Consider the following 18,249-nt stretch of genomic DNA (forward strand, 5'->3'; position numbering starts at 1 on the left):
AGCCCGATCCGGCCTCTGCCAAACAAAGCACCGCCAGCGTTCTTGACGAGATCGTCGTGACCGCCACCAAGCGTTCGGAGGCGGTCAACACCGTGCCCATGTCGATCACGGCGGCGACAGGGCAGGCTCTGCAATCGCTCGGCGTTACCGACGTGGGCAGCCTGACCAAGATCGTGCCAGGCTTCAATGCCGTGGATTCCAGCTACGGTTCGCCGGTCTACTATTTGCGCGGGGTCGGCTATTTCGAGACGACCATGGTCGCCAAGCCGACGGTCGGTGTCTATGTCGACGAAATTCCCCTGGCCTTCTCCAACATGACGGCCGGGGCGGCGTTCGACCTGGAACGCGTCGAGGTTCTGAAGGGGCCCCAGGGCACTCTGTTCGGCTCCAACGCCACCGGCGGTGCGATCAACTACATCGCCGCCAAACCGACCGACACTTTCAAGGCCGGCCTCAGCGGAAGCGCCGGCAACTTTGGCGCACTGGAAACGACCGGCTTCTTGAGCGGGCCGCTGACCGATACGCTGTCTGCGCGTTTGGCCGTTCGGCGTGAGGTGCGCGACGATTGGCAACGAAGCACCACGCGCGATGACAGTCTAGGCGCGCGAAACTTCACCCAGGGCCGTCTGGCCTTGCAGTGGCGCCCGAACGATGCGCTGCAAGCCACGCTCACGCTAAGCGGCTTTATCGATCGGTCGGACACCCAAGCGCCGCAGTTTGTCGAACCCTTCAAACAGACCGTTAGTTCTGTGTTGAACCCGCGATTGGTCACCTATCCGGCAGCGATCGACAACGCCCGACAAGCGGACTGGGGCGCGACTTTCCCGTGGTCGCGCGACAACACGCTGTTCCAGGGCAGCTTGCGCCTGGACTACAACCTGTCCGAAACCCTGACGCTGACCTCGCTCACATCCTATTCGAAATACCGGCAGGACCAGACGCAGGACGGCGACGGCACAGACCTGATCATCTCCGACCTGCGGATCACCGGCAACGTCGAATCCTACTTCCAGGAACTGCGTCTTCAGGGCGATTTCACGCGCGGCTCCTGGATCCTGGGCGCCAACTACGAACATAGCGGCGGGCCGGAACTGGTCGAGCAGCGCCTGTTGAACTCGTCGTCGGCCGGCGCCTTCGCCGGTCTGGGCGTCGCCCCGTTCGACATTATTCCGCAGATCACCGACACGACGTATGAAAGCTACGGCATTTTCGCCAACGTCGACTACGACTTGACGGAACAACTGAAGCTGCACGCGGGCGCGCGCTACACTGACACGACCACCGATTTCACCGGGTGCGTCATCAACGGCGGCAACGGGTCGCGCGGACTGGGCTTCAGCCGCCTGTTGGGCATTCCCAACATTCCGATCGGCCAATGCTCGACCATCGTCGTCCGCAACGGCGTCACTCAGTTCGGCCAGGCGTCGGGAAATATCAGCGAGGACAATATTTCATGGCGCGTCGGCCTAGATTACACGCCGCGCGAACGGATGCTCATCTACGCCAATATCAGCCGGGGCTATAAGGCTGGCGGCTATTCCAATCTGCCCGGTTCGAGCGAAGATCAATATCGGCCGGTCAAGCAGGAAGAACTGACCGCTTATGAAATCGGCTTCAAGACCTCGCTGGCGCAACGCACGCTTCAGCTCAATGGCGCCGTCTTCTACTACGACTACGCGGACAAGCAGGTGAAGGGGCGCACCAACGTGCCGATCTTCAACTTCCTGGAAGCCCTGGTGAACGTGCCGGAATCCTCGATCAAGGGTGCTGAAATCCAGATCGACTGGCTGCCCGTCACGGGTTTGAGGTTTGGATTGGGCGCAGCCTATCTCGATACCGAGATCACGGGCACATTCAACAACTTCTCGGCTTTCGGTCAGCCGATCGACTTCAAGGGCTATGGGTTCGCCAACACGCCGAAATGGCAGGCGAACGCCAGTGTCGAATACAGATGGCCGGTGTCCGATACGCTGGGGGCCTATGTCGGGGCCAACGCCAATTATCGAAGCGATACGAACGGCGACTTCAAGCCGGACCCTCGCCTGGCGATCGATGGCTATACTTTGATCGATCTGCGCGCTGGTATTGAAAGCGACGGCGGAAACTGGCGGTTGGGCGTGTACGGCCGCAACGTCACCGACGAATATTATTGGACGACAGCAACTCGGCGTGGAGACGCCGTGGTCCGATACGCGGGAATGCCCGCCACCTACGGCGTGGACTTCAGCGTCCGTTTCTGAAGCCTGGCGGCGGGGCTTGGAGCGCCCCGCCGCGAGCGCTCGATCCGGGCGCATCATCTTCAGTCCAAGGACGTTAAATGACCGAAACGACCTCAACCTCGCGGTCGAAAGGCGCCCCTCCGTGGATGGTCCTGACGATCTTGACGGCAATCTACGCCTTGAACCTGATGGACCGGCAGTTGCTGCCGATTCTGGCGCAAGCCATCAAGGCGGAGTTCGCCTTGTCGGACACGCAGTTGGGGCTCTTGTCCGGGATCGTTTTCGCCGCCTTCTACATGACGGTCGCCATTCCGATCGCCAAATTGGCGGACCGGGCCAATCGCGTGCGGATCGTGGCGGCGGCGTGCGCCCTGTGGAGTCTGTTCACGGCTATTTCGGGCGCCAGCATCAATGCCCTGATGCTTGTGCTCGCGCGTATAGGCGTCGGGATCGGCGAGGCGGGCGGAGCGGCTCCGTCTTATTCTCTCATCTCGGACTACTTCCCGCCGCAAAGGCGCGGGCTGGCCATGGCGGTCTTCAACCTGGGCTTTCCGATCGGTATCGGCTGCGGCATTGCGATCGCGGGCTCGATCGCGGCGGTTCATGGGTGGCGGACGGCCTTCTACGTCGCCGCCGCGCCCGGCCTGGTCATGTCGATCCTACTGCTGGTGCTGGTGCGTGAACCGACCCGTGGCCGTCTGGACGGCGCAGCTTCATCACCCCAGCCGTCCGTCCCATTGATGACGGGAATCCTGCAGTATCTCCGCACCCCGGTTTTGTTGCGAACGACGGTCGCCACCTCGCTCACCTCCTTCGTTTTCCTCGGCCTGTTGGTTTGGGCGCCGACCTATCTGATACGCGTGCGGGGCATGGATCTGGGGGAGGTGGGAAAATACTATAGCGTGACCAACGCAATCTCGATGGCGCTTGGCCTTTGGCTGGGCGGATATCTGGCCCAGGTCCTGGTGCGCCGGGGCGGTGAAAGGATGTACGCCCTGGTTTCCATGGGCGGGGTGCTTGTGGCGGCTCCGACCCTGGTGATCGCCCTCCTGGCCGACGCCTGGCCCGTCGCGCTGGGGCTTCTGATGCTCCCGACCCTGTTCGGTCTTCTCTATCTGGGGCCTGCGACAGCCTTGGTTCAAAATGCCTCGGCTCCAGATCAGCGGAGTCTGTTCTCGGCGATCTATATGTTCTGCGGCAATATCGTCGGCCAGGGAGGGGGACCACTGTTCGTCGGTTTGGTCAGCGACGCTCTGACGCCCAGTCTGGGTCAGCAGGGCCTGACGGTCGCCCTCATTCTTCTCGCTCCCGTCTATCTGATGGCCGCCGGCGCCTATTATTGGACGTCGCGCGTGCTGGGCTCGCGGTCCCCGGCGACGGGGGCGTCCGAGGGAAGGCAACCCTCCTAAAAAGAGGCTCGCATTGGAGGGAGCCCAATGGCCCGACCTGTTCACACTGACGCCCGCCACGCCCTGGATGGGTTGCTCTTCGACGGCATGACGATCTGCGCGGGCGGGTTCGGTCTATGCGGCGTGCCGGAAAGGCTCATAGACGCCATCCGCGACAGTGGCGTCAGGAACCTGATCTGCGTGTCGAACAATGCCGGCGTCGATAACGAAGGGTTGGGAAAGCTGCTGCGGTCGCGACAGATCCGCAAGATGATCAGCTCTTACGTCGGCGAAAACCGCGAGTTCGAGCGGCAATATCTCGCCAAGGAACTGGAGGTCGAGTTCTGCCCGCAAGGCACGCTTGCCGAGCGTTGCCGAGCGGGCGGGGCGGGAATACCCGCCTTCTACACCCGAACCGGCGTCGGAACGGTCGTGGCCGAGGGCAAGGAGATCCGCGAGTTCGAGGGAGAGACCTATCTTCTCGAACACGCCATCAAGGCCGATCTGTCCATTATCAAGGCCTGGAAGGCCGACGAAGCGGGCAATCTGGTCTTTCGAAAGACAGCGAGAAACTTCAATGAGCCGATGGCGACCGCTGGGGCGGTGACGGTCGCCGAGGTGGAACAGGTTGTTCCGACCGGTTCGCTGGACCCGGACACGATCCATGTCCCGGGGATTTTCGTGAAACGGGTGTTCCTCAACCCCGCCCCGGAAAAGAAGATCGAGTTTCGCACAGTTCGCCAAAGGGAGGTCGCCTGATGGCGTGGACGCGTGAACAGATCGCCGCGCGCGCGGCGCGCGAATTACAGGATGGATACTATGTCAACCTGGGCATCGGCATCCCGACCCTGGTGGCCAACACTATTCCCGACGGCGTCGAAGTCACCCTTCAGTCGGAGAACGGCATGCTCGGCATCGGACCCTTCCCCTACGACGACGAGGTGGACGCGGATTTGATCAACGCGGGCAAACAGACCATCTCGGCCTTGCCGTCGTCCAGCTTCTTCTCGTCGTCCGACAGTTTCGCCATGATCCGCGGCGGTCACATCGACCTGACGATCCTTGGGGCGATGGAAGTCTCGGAGACCGGCGACATCGCCAACTGGATGATCCCCGGCAAGATGATCAAGGGGATGGGCGGCGCCATGGATTTGGTCGCGGGCGTAAAACGGATCATCGTCACCATGGACCACTGCGCCAAGGACGGATCGCCCAAGTTCATTCCGGCCTGCACGCTTCCGCTTACCGGACGCGGGGTCGTCGATATGATCGTCACCGATCTCTGCGTTTTCCGGCGCCCGGACAGGCGCTCTCCGTTCGTGCTGGTCGAGACGGCTCCGGGCGTCACGGTCGACGATGTCCGCGATCGCACGACCGCTGCATTCGTGACCGCTTGAGATAGATTTCCATGACGATGATCATCGGCTGGGCGCACACGCCCTTCGGCAAGCTGGACGCGCGGACGCTGGAAGACCTGATCGTGGAGGTCTCGCGCGAGGCGATCGCCCACGCCGGTTTGTCGCCTGTAGATATTGACGAGGTCGTTCTCGGCCATTTCAACACCGGCTTCTCACGCCAGGGCTTTACGGCGAGTCTGGTCCATCAGGCGGATCCGGCCTTGCGTTTCAAGCCCGCCACACGGGTCGAGAACGCCTGCGCCACCGGCTCGGCCGCCTTGTTTCAGGGCGCGCGCGCGATCCGCGCCGGCGACGCCCGGACCGTCCTGGTCGTGGGAGCGGAGACCATGAGCGGGTGTTCGGGTGCGGAGGTCGGCGCCAACCTGCTTCGCGCGGCCTATCTGCCCGAGGACGGTGAAATACAGGGTGGGTTCGCCGGCGTCTTCGGCCAGATCGCGTCCCGGTATTTCGCGACATACGGCGACCAGAGCGACGCGTTGGCGCGGATCGCCGCCAAAAGTCATCGCAACGCGCTTTCGAACCCCTATGCGCATCTTCGCAAGGATTTGGATTACGACTTCTGTCGCACGCCCAGCGACCGCAATCCCTTCGTCGCGGGGCCCCTGAAACGAACGGATTGTTCGCCTGTATCGGATGGAGCGGCCGCAGTGGTGCTGACCCGCGACGACCTGGCAGCCAGTGCGCCGCGCGCCGTTCGGTTACGCAGCATGACCCACGTTCAGGACTTCCTGCCGATGTCGCGCCGCGATCCCATCGCATTCGAAGGCTGCGCCAAGGCGTGGAAACAAGGGCTGGCGTCGGCCCAAATGAGCCTGGCCGACCTTGATCTGGTCGAAACGCACGACTGTTTCACCATCGCTGAACTGATCGAATATGAGGCGATGGGGCTTGCCGCGCCGGGGCAGGGCGTCCGCGTGGTCGAAGAAGGACTGGCCGAAATCGGCGGCCGCCTCCCCATCAACCCGTCAGGCGGGCTGAAGGCCAAGGGACACCCTATCGGAGCCACCGGCGTTTCCATGCACGCCATCGCCGCAATGCAGGTTTGCGGCCAGGCGCCGGAAGGGATGCAGATCCCCGACGCCCAGATCGCCGGGGTCTTCAACATGGGGGGCAGCGGCGTGGCCAACTATGTCTCAATCCTCGAGCGGGTTCGCTGAGGATCGCTATGCGTCGATCGGATTGTCACGCGGGAGAGGCCTAAATCGCCCGGACCCAAACCGACATTGCTGACTGATGGTTCAACGTCGAGAGGGTCAAACCTGAAGAAGGGCTTTGAGCGGCGTCGAGGGATCTATCAAACTGGCGATAGACGGCCTGATCTCCGAGAGAATCAGGCCCCGTCCCTGCGTGTAATCCTTGACGGCGTTGACACAATCCAGCGCCACCACCTTGCCGTCATGAAGATAGACGACCGAGAAGCTGGCGGTCTCCGGGGCGCCTCTCACGACGATCTGGTCATAGCCGCGAGAAAGACCCACCGTCTGTAACTTGAACTCATACTGGTTCGACCAGAACCACGGCAGACTATCGTAGGGCGCGGGGGCTCCGACGATCGCCTTGGCGACGACATTGGCCTGCTCCATGGCGTTCTGGACCGACTCAAGGCGCAGTCGCGCGCCTCGGGCGAAGTTATTGGCGTGGTTCGCGCAGTCTCCGATGGCGAAGATATCGGGCAGCGAGGTCTGACAATAGGCGTCCACCTCTACGCCGTCCCCGGCCTGGGCGCCGGCTTCGACAAGAGGAGCCACCGCAGGGATGACGCCGATGCCCACGATGACCAAATCCGCCACGAGCGATTCACCCGAGGCGAGGTCGACGGAAGTCACGCGCCCTGCCTGGGACGACAAGCCCGCGACCCCAACCCCGGTGCGGACGTCCACGCCCTTGGCCCGATGCTGTTGCTCGTAGAACCCGGAAATCTCCGGTCCGGCTACACGGGCCAGAACGCGGTCCGCCGCCTCCAGCACGGTGACGGACTTTTCGAAACCACGCAGGACCGCCGCGGCTTCCAATCCAATGTAGCCGCCGCCCACCACGACGATGCGGCGTGCATCCGGCAGATCGGCGAGCATCGCGTCCACATCCATGCGACCCCGGATGGCGTGAACACCGGCCAGCGTCTCTACGTCAGGCAGTCGTCGCGGCGCCGCGCCGGCCGCCCAGACAAGCCTGTCATAGGCAATGGCTTCGCCCGATCCGAGCGTTACGCAGTGCTCAGCGGCGTCAACCCCTACGACGCGCTCTCCAAGCCGCAGCCCGATGTTCCGATCCGCCCAGAAGGCCGACGACCGCAGCAGGGTGCGCTCGAAGGCTTTCTTTCCGGCCAGGTAGTCCTTGGACATCGACGGGCGATCATAGGGTTGATCAGGTTCGTCGCCGATCAGGGTGATGGGTCCGGCGAAACCGGCGTGCCGTAGGGCGATGGCCGTTTGCGCCCCGCCATGTCCGGCCCCGACGATGACCACGCCATGAGGTTCTTCGCCGTTTAGAGGTCTAGGCAGCTGCTGTTTGATCATTCGACCAGCATCTCGGCTTTCAGCTGGTCGCGCAGAGCCTGCTTCTGAATCTTTCCTGCAGCCGTTACTGGAAACTGGTCGACCACCCGCCAGATGACCGGGAATTTCGACCGCGCCATGCGCAGGGTTTCCAGATGCGCCAGAAGCGGCTCCGGGCCGGCCCATTCTGCGTCGGGGGCGAGTTTGACAAAGGCGGCGACAACCTCGCCGAACCGCGCGTCGGGAGCGCCGACGGCGGCGACGGCGGCGACTCCGGGGAAGCCGGCCAAGGCGATCTCGATGTCTTGGGCCGAAAACTTCTCGCCGCCGCGATTGATGATGTCCTTGATACGTCCGTGGATACGCAACCAGCCCTCGTCGTCCACCGAACCGACGTCGCCTGTGTAGAACCAGCCATCCTCGTCCATGCACTCCGCCGTGGCCTCTGGGCTCGTATAGCCCAACATCAACTGGGGACTGCGAATACGCAGCTCGCCGACCTCGCCAGGCGGCAGGGCCCTGCGGTCCTCGTCGACGGCCTGTATCTCGGTGCCATACACAACGCGCCCGGAGTTCACTGCGCGACGCTCCAGTGGATGGTCGGGGCGGCCCAAGGTGGAGTTGCAGGCGACCTCTGTCATTCCATACTGATTGATCGCGCCGATGCCGATCGCATCGGCGCGATGGATGAGCGTCGGGGGCGTCGGCGCGCCGCCCACGGAAACGATGCGAATGCGATGATCGCCGCCGTCGCCCTTTTCATAGAGTTCGACGATGTCCTGGAGATAGGTCACCACCGTACCGAAATGGGTCACCCGTTCCTGTTCGATAAGTTGAATGCCGGCCTCGGGACGCCAGGTCGACATGACGACGGTGCGGCCGCCGACCGTCATCGGGTTGATTATTCCGGTAGCGAGCGCTGCGACATGGGCCAGCGGCGAGGCGGCGAGGGCGACCATCGATTCGTCCAGCCCGTGGGTCAGCCGATAGGTCATCGAGTTGGACAGAATGGCGCGCGGCGTCAGAAGCGCGCCTTTCGGGGCGGCCGTCGAGCCCGATGTGTATAGGGTCAGACAGCACTTGTCCGCGGGCGGCGGCGAAGGCAGCCCGGCCTCATCGAGAGGCGTCGATGGCGCGGGCGAGGCGGGGAGGCGGCGCCATCCACCGCGGTCGGCTCCCCCGACCAGATACATTTCCAAAGGCTTGAGCCCGGTCTCGGCGACCACCTTGTCGACTTCGTCCGCCAGATTGCGCGATCCCACCTGGGCGGAAACCGCGATCATCTTGGGGTGCAGCTCATCGACGATAGTGGTCAGCTCCCGGAGGCGGAACATTGGAACGACCGGGATCGAGACGGCGCCGATGCGCCAGGCCGCGAACTGCAGGACCAGAACCTCCATGCCGTTGGCCATCTGAAGGAGAATGTGGTCGCCCGGCTTGAGGCCGCGCGCCGTCAGGTCGTGCGCGACGGCCAGCGTCCAGCGCCAGAATTCCTGATAGGTGTAGCGACGCCCGTCGCAATAGACGAACTCCCGGTCCGGCCAGCGGCTTGCGGCCGTTGCGGGAAGCAGGCCGAGGCATTCATCGGTCCAGAGGCCGCGTTCCCGATAGAAGCGTTCGCGTTCGATCCGCGTCCGGCCGTAGGGGGCTGAATCGTTCAGTTCCAAAGCCCGCGCTCCTCCAGCCAGGTTCGAATGACACCCGTCGCTTCCGCCAGAAGTTCGGGTTGTTGCATATAGTAGTGCGAGGCCCCGTGGATGCGCGCAAACTGCTTGTCGACGGACGCCGAGGCCTCGAAAACAAGGTGTGCATGGGGTTGAGGAACCGCGTCGTCGGCCGTGTTCTCGATCACCAGCAGGGGCGCCGATATGACGGAGGCGCAGGCGATCCCATCTCCCCGACTGTCGTCGATCGACCATTGAGACAACCAGGCTCTCAAGGTGGAAAAGCGCGCCAGGCCGACGGGGCCGCTGTTCACAGTCTCAGGGTCCCCCAGATAGCAACGGCCGATGGGCCGATCATTCGGATCCTGGGCGGCGTCGAGAAAACGTGGGTCGGCCAAGGTTCGATGGGTCACGAAACCGCGTTCCACCTCCTTGCCCCCGGCGGCGCGCAACTGGTCGAGCGTTTGCTTCACCCAGGCCGTTATACGTCTGACCCGCGCCACCTGCGCGGAGCGGTAGCGCGTGATGAACTCGTCGCTGTACGGCGGTTGATTGGAATTGGCTGGATCATAGAGGTCCAGTTCCGGATCCCGAAGATCAGGGTTGGTCTCATCGATCACCGAAGGGTCGATGATGTCGACAAGAAGCCGCGCCCGCGAGATGTGGGCCGCCTGAAAAATCACCGCGTCGGCGGGAATGAGCCTCGCCTTGACGAGATCGACCGGATCGCCGGCGGGGGTTGCGGTGATCGTCGGGCGCTCCGCCTGGGATTGATAGAACAACGACAGCGAACCGCCCCCGCTCCACCCAACAAGGACAACCTTGGTATAGCCCCATACGGTCTTGGCGTGCCGAATATAGGCGCCCAGATCGAGGAGGACTTTCTCCAGGATGCCAGCCGTGTCGTTGCGCGCGTAACGGCTGCCGGCGCACAGAACGTGGGCGCCCTGCCGGGCCGCTTCGCGCGGCGCCGGAAGAAGCTGCAAGGTTGATGCGGGATGCATGAAGATCAACAGAGTGTCGGAGGCGACGCCCTTGGGCCGTATTCTCACGCCTTCGATGTTCACCGCGCCCTGGGTGCCCGAGAATCCGTAGGTCTCTGCAAAACTCGCCGTCTCGTCGTAGGCGAGATGCACCCATTCGAATTCGAGTTCGCGTTCAGTATCCATGCCTAAAGGTAACGGTCGCGTCGCTGCGTGCCTGTCCCTTCACGCCGGGACGTGGATCCAGTCCCAAAGCCCTGCGGTGATCCATTCCGCAGGCCGGAGCAGATAGGTTTCTGAGCGGCCCAGGAGGGTCCGGCCGATCGAAGCCCGCTGGTCTTTCGCGAGGCTCGAAAGAGTCTGGTCGCGTTCCTCGGCCTCGCGGGCGGCGGCCCAGACCTCCGCATCCGGCCACCGAATGAGCAGGGCGACGCGCGGCAGGCTTGGGCCGGTCAGGGCGTCGGCCACCAGCCTCGGCCTGCCGCCTGAAGCTACGATCTTTGGCAGATAGACGTCACGCAACAAGGTGTTGGCGGCCGCTGTCTGCCCCAGGGCGATCTCGACAAAGCGCAGTTCGTCCAGTCCTGGCGAGGCGGGGTCGGGCCGTGGAATCTCCAATACGGGGTTCGGTGTCAGGAAGTGGGTGTCGAAACGCTCCACCATTTCCTCGCCATCGTTGGTCTCCGAACGCGCCTTCCACCAATCCTGGTCCGCATAGAAGCTGTCCCATTGATGGGTGCGTTCGGCGAGGGAGGTATAGGCGAGCAGATAGACCCACGTCGGTCCGGCAGGGCTTGAGAGGGCGGTCCAACATCCGATGTTGCGGATGCCGTGGCGCGCGAAGAGCGGGGGCAGCTTGTCACGGAAGCGGCCGTGGATGTCCTTCATCCGCCCGCCGACGACTTTGTAGAGTCTGAATTCAAAGAACATCGGCGCTCTGGCTACGCTGTGGGAAACAGATGGGGAAGGGCACCGCGCAGACTGTCGCGGACCGAGGTCGGATGATCGGAGCCGCGTTCGAAATCAAGCAGTTGGTCCCATCCGGCTAGAACTTCGGCGGCGCCGGCCGCTCCTGCGCCGACGCGCAGGCCTTGCGAGCGCTGCCAGCGAACGACGCCCGCCCAACCCGCTCCAACCTCGAGAATCTGCCCGGATATTTCACAGCCGGGGTGAAGCAGCGCCATCACGAACGGCGACACGCCCTCGTCGGACAGGGCGGCGGCGACCTGTTGATCGAATATCCCGTTGGTCATCGCCGTCGCCGCCATAGGAGCGACCGCATTGACCTTGATTCCATGGCGTGCGCCCTCGATGGACAAAGTCTTCATGAGGCCGATGAGACCGGCCTTGGCGGCCGCGTAGTTCACCTGTCCGAAGTTGCCATGAAGGCCCGCGCCTGAAGTCGTCAAGACCAGGCGTCCGGCAGGGGCGGCGGCCAGATGCGGCCAAGCCGCCGAGGCGAGGGCGAAGGCCGCGTTGAGGTGAACCTGGATCACGTCGCGCCATTCGTCTGTGCTCATCTTTGCGAAGCTGCGATCCTGGACGTGACCGGCGTTCAGCGCCAGACCATCCAGTCTTCCAGCCCAGTCGAGCGCGGCTGCGACGACGGTCGCGCCGTCGTCCACAGCCGCCCGGCAGGCTCGGGCGTCGCCGCCGGCGTCGCGGATCGCCGCGGCGGTCGTGTGGACATTGTCTCCTCGCCCGACCACAAGAACCCGCGCGCCAGCAGCAGCGAGATCAAGGCAGTATCGCCGGCCCAGGCCGGATCCGCCGCCTGTCACGGCGATGATCTCGGCCTGAAACAGGCGCGGATCCGTGGCGGGCGAGGTCACAGGTTCCTGGCGATAAGAAGCTTCATGACCTCGTTGGCGCCGCCATAAATGCGGTGGATTCGGCTATCCTGATACATGCGGGCGATGGGGTATTCCTTCATGAAGCCGTAGCCGCCGTAGAACTGCAGGCATCCATCCACGATCTTGCCCAGCAGGTCCGAAATCCAGTATTTCGCCATCGACGCCTTGTCCCCATCCAGACTGCCTTCCAGGAGAAGCTCCGTGCAGTGGTTGATGAAGACCTTGGCTATGGTCGCCTCGGTCTTGAATTCGGCGAGCTTGAACTGGGTGTTCTGGAAGTCCGCCAGAGTCTGTCCGAACATCTCGCGCGAGCGGACATAGGCGATTGTTTCGGAAAGGGCGCGTTCGATCATGGCCATGGATTGCCAGGCGATGACGATGCGTTCCTGGGCGAGTTTGGCCATCAGCTGACGCAGGCCCTGACCTTCCTGCTCGCCCAGAAGGTTTTCCGCCGGCAGGACGAGGTTGTCGAAGAACAGTTCGGATGTGTCCTGGCCCTCCAGTCCGATCTTGTCGAGGTTGCGCCCCCGCTCGAAGCCGCTTTCCACCTTGTCCGGCTCCACGACGAACAGAGAGATGCCGCCTTCGGTTTTCGCCGCCACCAGAATGAAGTCGCTCAGCTGGCCATTGGTGATGAAGGTCTTCTGCCCGCTCAGAACATAGGTGTCGCCAACCTTCTTGGCGGTCGTGCGCATGCCCCGCAGGTCGGACCCGGCGGCAGGCTCCGTCATGGCGATCGCGCTGATGCGGTCGCCGGTGCACAGGTCCGGCAGCCACTTCTGTTTTTGAGCTTCCGTGCCGAACTCCACCAGATAGGGCAGCACGACCGGGTTATGGACGGCGATCGCAAAGGCCTCGGCGCCGATGCGGCACACCGCCTGGATGATCGCGACCTCGTGGCGGAAATCACCCCCTGAGCCACCGTAGGCTTCCGGCACGCTGACGCCAAGAAGACCTGCCGCGCCGGCTTCGCGCCAGATTTCGCGGCCCACCGATTTCTGGTCTCGCCACCGTTGAATGACCGTCTCGTCGATCTGATCGTCCAAGAAGCGGATGACGGAACGCTCGAAGATCGACACGTCCTCGTCTTCAAGGAAACGGGGGCGGGAAAGGTCGGTGACAGTCATCTTTGGACTTATCCTTGCAGCGCGGCGCGCCGCGCCAAGTCTAATCGCACTAGGTCAAGATATCGCACGGCGGAGTCACCTGCGGAGGGGACTGCTTCGCGCCTCACGAGAGGGTCATAACCGAATGAAGAAGGGGCCGTAATGGACAGACACGATCTTCGGCGATTCAGGCTCGACTATTACCCGCATGCTGTCGAGATCGCCTCACGTTACGCCGATGTCGACGATCTGGGCCACATCAACAACCTGGCGCTCGCGGCTGTTTACGAGGACGGTCGGACGCGGTTCTACATGGATTATGGCGTCTGGACGGCTCCGCAGGCGCGCGACGACATCGGCGCCGAGGGAGTGATGATGGTCGCGTCTCTCAAGATCGATTTCATCGCCGAGACCCACTATCCGGCCCCTATCGTCATTCACAATGCGGTTGTGCGCGTGGGCGAGAAATCCTTCTCGACGCATCAGTTGGCGACCCAGGACGACAAGCCAGTCTCGCTTTGCGACGCCACCTTCGCCTATGTCGCTGGGAAGGCGGCCGTGCGCCTGCCAGACCCAATCCGGGCCAGGCTTCTTCGCGCGATGACGAGCCAGAACGGCGAAAGCGCATGACGGGCGCCGCAAGCTCTCCCTCCAGTTCTCCCGACGTGGTCATCGTAACCGGGGCCAGTCAGGGGATGGGACGCGCAACGGCGGAACGGCTATGTGCAGATGGCGCTGTGGTGATCCTGGCGGACATCAACGAAGAGATGGGCCGAGATGTCGCCCGCAGTCTTGGAAGGACCGCTTCCTTTTCTCGTCTGGATGTCGCCTCGGCCGCGGACTGGGCGACGCTCGCGGAGACGACGCTCAAGGCGCATGGTCGGATCGACGGCCTGGTCAACAATGCGGGCATCTATGCGACAGGCCGATTGGACGAGACTGAGGAAAGCGTCTTCCATCAGGTTCTTGACATCAATCTGCTGGGGCCATGGCTGGGCATCCGGGCTGTCGCGCCGAGCATGAAGGCCGCCCGCCGGGGGGCTATCGTGAACGTCTCCTCCATCGCCGGCCTGATGGGCCGCGCTGGACAAGGGGCCTATGTGACGGCGAAGTGGGGACTGCGGGGACTAACGCGCACGGCGGCCAAGGAACTGGGTCCGTTTGGCGTCCGGGTGAACTCGGTCCACCCAGGAGCGATAAACACCAAGATGTTCGCCGATCTCAGCCGCGGGTCGAAAGGCGCCTTCGCCGACCGGTTTCCCGAAGTCGCCATGAATCGTGTCGGCGAACCAGAAGAGGTCGCCTCGGCTACCACCTTTCTCCTGGGGCGGGAGGCCGGCTACATCTCGGGGACGGAACTCGTGGTCGACGGCGGTTGGAGCTGCGGCGCCTATTCTTCCAACAAGCCTGTGGCGAGCGACGAACCCGCTTAACAGGTTGGGGATGTCTCGCCCGACAAAATCACATGATTAAGCGCTCGGCGCGCCTGGAGCCAAGCTTGGGGCCCATAGATGTTGACGTAATTTAGTCAAACGGTTACCCCGATTTGACACTGAGGTTGCGATGCAATGGCGTTGAAAAGCAGATTGGAGAAGGCGGTTAGGCCGGAGTCCCGGCTGGCGCTGATCTCTGCGACCGCCCAACTGCTGTCAGAGAAGTCTATTCCCGATACGTCGCTGAGCGAGATCGCCGTGCGATCCGGATTGAATTCGGCGCTGATCAAATACTACTTCGGCAGCAAGGAGGGCCTGTTCATGGCTGTCCTGGAGCGGGACGCCGAGGCGTCGATGGAGGCGCTTTCGGAGCTCGTCGACATGCCGATTTCCGCCGAGCAGAAGCTGAAAATCCATATTAAGGGGATCATCAACACCTACTACCGGTCACCCTATATCAACCGGCTGATCAACTATATGATCGTCCAGGGCCAGCCGGCTTCGGCCCAAAGAGTGGCCGAAATCTTCGTCGAGCCGATGATCGACGCCTACCGGCGGATCGTCAGTCAGGGCGTCGACGAAGGACGTTTCCGGTCGGTGGACCCAGGCATGCTGTATTACAGCACTGTCGGCGCGTGCGAGCATATCTTCTACGCCTCCTACTCCATCCCCACGACCCTCGGCATCGAGCGCCTGACCGAAGAGACCAAACAGGCCTATGCGCAGCATGTAATCGACCTCTGCTTCGGCGGAATCCTGGCGAAGCCGTGACGCGCATACGACGGCGGCGCTTGCGACCGTAATCTAACGGAATCAGGTTTTCCTGAAGGGGCCAAAAAGGCCTTTATGGAGGATGTGATAGCCGGCGCTGCCGCACAGCACCCGTGCTGGGAATAAAACCGAAGCTGAGTTGGCTGTACCAACTCCACCCACGACGTCTAGAGCCGCTTTGCCGGTCCCATCTCTGAGGATGAGGGACGCGCCAAGACTAAACCTCAATGCAAAAGGGAGGCCATCTTCGCTTCGCGGAATGGCCGGCCTAAGGGCGTCGCGCCGGGCGGTTGGCGTTCGGGCTGAGCCTGAAACTAATCAATCGATTAAAACAATTTGACCTCAGGCCTGAACGGAGGTCTAAACTGCCATCGATAAGCCGAGAAAAATCGGCGTCTGGGAGGGTGAAATGAGAGGCAAGGCATATCTTTGCGCGGGTGCGGCCTGGGTTGCATTGGCGGCTGCGTGTTCGGCGGGGTCTGCGGCGGCGCAGGACGTCGTCGACAACACCAGAACCGCGGAGGCCAACCCGCAAAATCCGACGCAATTGGACGAGATTCTCGTCACGGCTCGTCGAAAGGATGAGCGTCTGCTCGATGTTCCCGTGGCGGTCACCGCCGTCAGCGCCGAGGCCATGGACGGTTATGCCGTGACGACGGTCAGTGATCTGGCGACCATGGTGCCGTCGATGGTGGCGGGCAAGGCCGCGTCGGGTTCGTCGGCCAGCATCTTCCTGCGCGGCGTCGGCTCCACGGCCTTGTCGGCTGGCTTTGACCAGTCGGTTTCCTTCGTCATCGACGGCCTCCCGATGAGCCGCGGACGCGAGATCAGTCTGCCGCAGTTCGACATTCAAAGCGTCGAGGTTCTGCGCGGACCACAGGCCCTGTTCTTTGGCAAGAACACCACCGGCGGCCTGATCAGCATCGCCTCCAACAATCCGACGTCGAATTTCCAGGCTGGCGCACGCGTAGGCTATGGGTTCGAGGCGCGCGACAAGTATGGCGAGGCCTATGTTTCCGGTCCGATCAGCGACACGCTGCGGGCGCGGCTGGCGGCTCGTCTGTCGGACAGCGAGGGGGCGTTCACCAACACGGCCGCCGAGACCTATCCGACGCCGATCCCCGGCCAGGTCCGCACCAGCACGGGAGCCCGCCGTGGCGGGTCCGAAAGCGCCAGCGCCCGCCTGAGCCTGGACTGGGATCCAAGCTCGGCTCTGAATGTGAAGTTCAAGGCCGGCGCCACCTCCGTCAAGGACGGCGGTCCGACAGACATCGTCGAACGTCTCTGCGGCGGCGGGCGCACGACGCCCTTGTCCGCCAACGGCGTCCCGCCGAGCCCGAACGCCGACTGCCGGATCGACGGTCGTTCCGACAGCGCCTCTTTGCCCTCCGATGTGGTGAACGCCAACTACCGCTGGGCGCGTGACGGCAAGATGTACGGCGATTTCGCATCCCAGTACGCCGTGCTGACCGGCAGCTACGAGGCGGACAAGTTCGATGTCACCTCGGTCACCGGCTATTATCACTTCCGCCAGACGGACCTGAGCAATGTGTCCGGCGAAGGCTATCCGGCGAGCTTCAGCCAGTTCGCGGATTTCAAGCAGACCTCCCAGGAGGTGCGGGTTCAGACCAAGTTCGACGGGCCGCTAAATCTGCTGTTCGGCGGCTTCTGGGCGCACGGCGAGTTCGAGTTCAACACGGACGCCTACATCTTCCCCGTGCCGCTGGATCCGACGACGAACACCTATACGACCTTCAGTCGCGATAACGGGTTCGATACGGATTCCCGATCGCTGTTCTTGCAGGGGACGTACAACTTCTCCGAACGGTGGGAGCTGAGCGCCGGCGGCCGCTACAGTTGGGAAGAGCGTGACAGCTACCAGCGCTCCCTGGCGGCCCATAGCGCCTTTGCTGCCGCCTTCACGGGCGGGCTCGAGTTGAAGGATAGCTACGACGACTCCAACTTCTCGCCCGAGGTCACCCTTCGGTACAAGCCGAGCCGCGACACCACGGTGTATGCGGCCTACAAGCAGGGGTTCAAGGCGGGCGGCTACAACATCTCGCAGGTGCTGACCCCGGCGTCGACCGTCGCAGCGGGACGCTTCGGCGCCGAAACGGCCGAGGGCGGCGAGGTCGGTCTTCGCACCCTGGCGTTCGCCCGCAATCTCAGCTTCAACATCACCGCCTATCGATACATCTATTCCGATCTGCAGGTGCAGTTCTTCGATCCCGCAACGGTGTCGCTGACAGCCGGGAACGCGGGCGAACTGCTGACGCAAGGGATCGAGGCGGACTTCAGCTATCGCATGCCCACCATCGACGGTCTGAGCCTACGCGGCTCGGCCGCATGGAACGACGCGGAGTATCGCAACTACATCGGCCAGTGCTATTCGGGCCAGACGGTCGCTGGCGGCTGCAACCTGTTGCCGGCGGGCGGCGTCTTCAACGGTCAGGACTATGATGGCCAAAGGCCGCCCAAGGCGCCGGAATTCGCCGCACGTCTCGGCAGCACCTTCGAACGTTCGGTGACGGGGTCGGGGGTCATGCTGCGCGTCAACGGCGACGTCAGCTACACCTCCTCCTACAACTTCTCGGACGCCTTGCGGCCCGATGCGGTTCAGGACGGCTTCTACAAGGTCGATGCGTCGATCAGTCTCGTGGCGCCGGACGAGCGGTGGACCGTGTCCCTGATCGGACGCAACCTCACCGACGAACTGGTCGTCGCGGCCGCAAACGACATTCCGTTCGCCGGCGGCACGGGGACGGGCACGACCTCGGGCGTCGTCGCCGACATGTCGGCCTTTGTGGACAACCCGCGCGAGGTCCTGATCGAGTTCGCCTGGAAGTTCTGATCACCCAGGACAGCGCAGGGCCATCCCTGCGCTGTCTTCCCGCTCAACCGATTTTGAAGAACAGAAAC

At 63.1% G+C, this 18,249-nt stretch carries 15 protein-coding genes; 9 read left to right on the forward strand and 6 right to left on the reverse strand.

Annotated elements, in window-relative coordinates; genetic code table 11:
- Positions 1-56: 56 nt before the first annotated feature.
- From P0Y50_07790 to P0Y50_07810, 5 genes are all read left to right on the forward strand, one after another.
- The gene (locus P0Y50_07790) at positions 57-2,240 is read left to right on the forward strand and encodes a TonB-dependent receptor (protein WEK41494.1); all 2,184 of its coding nucleotides are present in this window, start codon (positions 57-59) and stop codon (positions 2,238-2,240) included.
- A 125-nt stretch (positions 2,241-2,365) separates the two neighbouring features.
- Positions 2,366-3,628: an MFS transporter gene (locus tag P0Y50_07795; GenBank protein ID WEK41495.1), complete on the forward strand. Its 1,263-nt coding sequence runs from the start codon at positions 2,366-2,368 to the stop codon at positions 3,626-3,628.
- Positions 3,629-3,655: 27 nt separating this feature from the next.
- Positions 3,656-4,366 (forward strand): CoA transferase subunit A, encoded by a 711-nt coding sequence (locus P0Y50_07800; GenBank protein ID WEK41496.1) that lies wholly within the window; start codon positions 3,656-3,658, stop codon positions 4,364-4,366.
- A complete protein-coding gene (locus tag P0Y50_07805) occupies positions 4,366-5,004 on the forward strand; it encodes a 3-oxoacid CoA-transferase subunit B (protein ID WEK41497.1) in 639 nt (212 codons plus the stop codon). Before P0Y50_07800 ends, P0Y50_07805 begins: the two co-directional genes overlap by 1 nt.
- Before the next feature lie 11 nt (positions 5,005-5,015).
- Positions 5,016-6,182: an acetyl-CoA acetyltransferase gene (locus P0Y50_07810; GenBank protein WEK41498.1), complete on the forward strand. Its 1,167-nt coding sequence runs from the start codon at positions 5,016-5,018 to the stop codon at positions 6,180-6,182.
- 96 nt (positions 6,183-6,278) lie between these two features.
- Here the strand turns inward: P0Y50_07810 and P0Y50_07815 are convergent, their stop codons facing one another.
- From P0Y50_07815 to P0Y50_07840, 6 genes are read right to left on the reverse strand one after another with little or no spacing between them, the layout of a single operon-like run.
- The gene (locus P0Y50_07815) at positions 6,279-7,541 is read right to left on the reverse strand and encodes an FAD-dependent oxidoreductase (protein WEK41499.1); all 1,263 of its coding nucleotides are present in this window, start codon (positions 7,539-7,541) and stop codon (positions 6,279-6,281) included.
- Positions 7,538-9,187 (reverse strand): class I adenylate-forming enzyme family protein, encoded by a 1,650-nt coding sequence (locus tag P0Y50_07820; GenBank protein WEK38462.1) that lies wholly within the window; start codon positions 9,185-9,187, stop codon positions 7,538-7,540. Before P0Y50_07820 ends, P0Y50_07815 begins: the two co-directional genes overlap by 4 nt.
- Positions 9,178-10,353, reverse strand: a complete 1,176-nt coding sequence (locus P0Y50_07825; protein WEK38463.1) for an alpha/beta hydrolase — start codon at positions 10,351-10,353, stop codon at positions 9,178-9,180. The genes P0Y50_07820 and P0Y50_07825 overlap by 10 nt, the downstream gene beginning before the upstream one ends.
- A gap of 39 nt (positions 10,354-10,392) precedes the next feature.
- Positions 10,393-11,097, reverse strand: a complete 705-nt coding sequence (locus P0Y50_07830; GenBank protein ID WEK38464.1) for an NIPSNAP family protein — start codon at positions 11,095-11,097, stop codon at positions 10,393-10,395.
- A gap of 11 nt (positions 11,098-11,108) precedes the next feature.
- Complete coding sequence (locus P0Y50_07835; protein ID WEK41548.1) at positions 11,109-11,948, reverse strand: SDR family NAD(P)-dependent oxidoreductase; 840 nt, start codon at positions 11,946-11,948, stop codon at positions 11,109-11,111.
- A 47-nt stretch (positions 11,949-11,995) separates the two neighbouring features.
- Positions 11,996-13,147 carry an acyl-CoA dehydrogenase family protein gene (locus P0Y50_07840; GenBank protein ID WEK38465.1) on the reverse strand — a complete coding sequence of 384 codons (1,152 nt, stop codon included), beginning with the start codon at positions 13,145-13,147 and terminating at the stop codon, positions 11,996-11,998.
- A gap of 141 nt (positions 13,148-13,288) precedes the next feature.
- On the opposite strand from P0Y50_07840, the gene P0Y50_07845 reads away from it, so the two are divergent.
- The 4 genes from P0Y50_07845 (at position 13,289) to P0Y50_07860 (ending at position 18,181) form a co-directional block, all read left to right on the forward strand.
- Positions 13,289-13,756: a thioesterase family protein gene (locus P0Y50_07845; protein ID WEK38466.1), complete on the forward strand. Its 468-nt coding sequence runs from the start codon at positions 13,289-13,291 to the stop codon at positions 13,754-13,756.
- Positions 13,753-14,559, forward strand: coding sequence for an SDR family NAD(P)-dependent oxidoreductase (locus P0Y50_07850; GenBank protein ID WEK38467.1), 807 nt, complete (start codon positions 13,753-13,755; stop codon positions 14,557-14,559). The genes P0Y50_07845 and P0Y50_07850 overlap by 4 nt, the downstream gene beginning before the upstream one ends.
- 135 nt (positions 14,560-14,694) lie before the next feature.
- Entirely contained in the window at positions 14,695-15,330 is a 636-nt protein-coding gene (locus tag P0Y50_07855; protein ID WEK38468.1) for a TetR family transcriptional regulator, read from the forward strand.
- A gap of 547 nt (positions 15,331-15,877) precedes the next feature.
- Positions 15,878-18,181 carry a TonB-dependent receptor gene (locus tag P0Y50_07860; GenBank protein WEK38469.1) on the forward strand — a complete coding sequence of 768 codons (2,304 nt, stop codon included), beginning with the start codon at positions 15,878-15,880 and terminating at the stop codon, positions 18,179-18,181.
- Positions 18,182-18,249 lie beyond the last annotated feature (68 nt).

The sequence above is a fragment of the Candidatus Brevundimonas colombiensis genome, assembly GCA_029202665.1.
Taxonomy (GTDB): Bacteria; Pseudomonadota; Alphaproteobacteria; order Caulobacterales; family Caulobacteraceae; genus Brevundimonas; species Brevundimonas colombiensis.

What these genes read in the sequence shown, in the direction of transcription:
- P0Y50_07840 (WEK38465.1), bottom strand. Translation starts at nt 13,147, where the DNA reads ATGACTGTCACCGACCTTTCCCGCCCCCGTTTCCTTGAAGACGAGGAC.
- P0Y50_07815 (WEK41499.1), bottom strand. Translation starts at nt 7,541, where the DNA reads ATGATCAAACAGCAGCTGCCTAGACCTCTAAACGGCGAAGAACCTCAT.
- P0Y50_07800 (WEK41496.1), top strand. Translation starts at nt 3,656, where the DNA reads ATGGCCCGACCTGTTCACACTGACGCCCGCCACGCCCTGGATGGGTTG.
- P0Y50_07845 (WEK38466.1), top strand. Translation starts at nt 13,289, where the DNA reads ATGGACAGACACGATCTTCGGCGATTCAGGCTCGACTATTACCCGCAT.
- P0Y50_07810 (WEK41498.1), top strand. Translation starts at nt 5,016, where the DNA reads ATGACGATGATCATCGGCTGGGCGCACACGCCCTTCGGCAAGCTGGAC.
- P0Y50_07795 (WEK41495.1), top strand. Translation starts at nt 2,366, where the DNA reads ATGGTCCTGACGATCTTGACGGCAATCTACGCCTTGAACCTGATGGAC.
- P0Y50_07855 (WEK38468.1), top strand. Translation starts at nt 14,695, where the DNA reads ATGGCGTTGAAAAGCAGATTGGAGAAGGCGGTTAGGCCGGAGTCCCGG.
- P0Y50_07850 (WEK38467.1), top strand. Translation starts at nt 13,753, where the DNA reads ATGACGGGCGCCGCAAGCTCTCCCTCCAGTTCTCCCGACGTGGTCATC.
- P0Y50_07830 (WEK38464.1), bottom strand. Translation starts at nt 11,097, where the DNA reads ATGTTCTTTGAATTCAGACTCTACAAAGTCGTCGGCGGGCGGATGAAG.
- P0Y50_07825 (WEK38463.1), bottom strand. Translation starts at nt 10,353, where the DNA reads ATGGATACTGAACGCGAACTCGAATTCGAATGGGTGCATCTCGCCTAC.
- P0Y50_07805 (WEK41497.1), top strand. Translation starts at nt 4,366, where the DNA reads ATGGCGTGGACGCGTGAACAGATCGCCGCGCGCGCGGCGCGCGAATTA.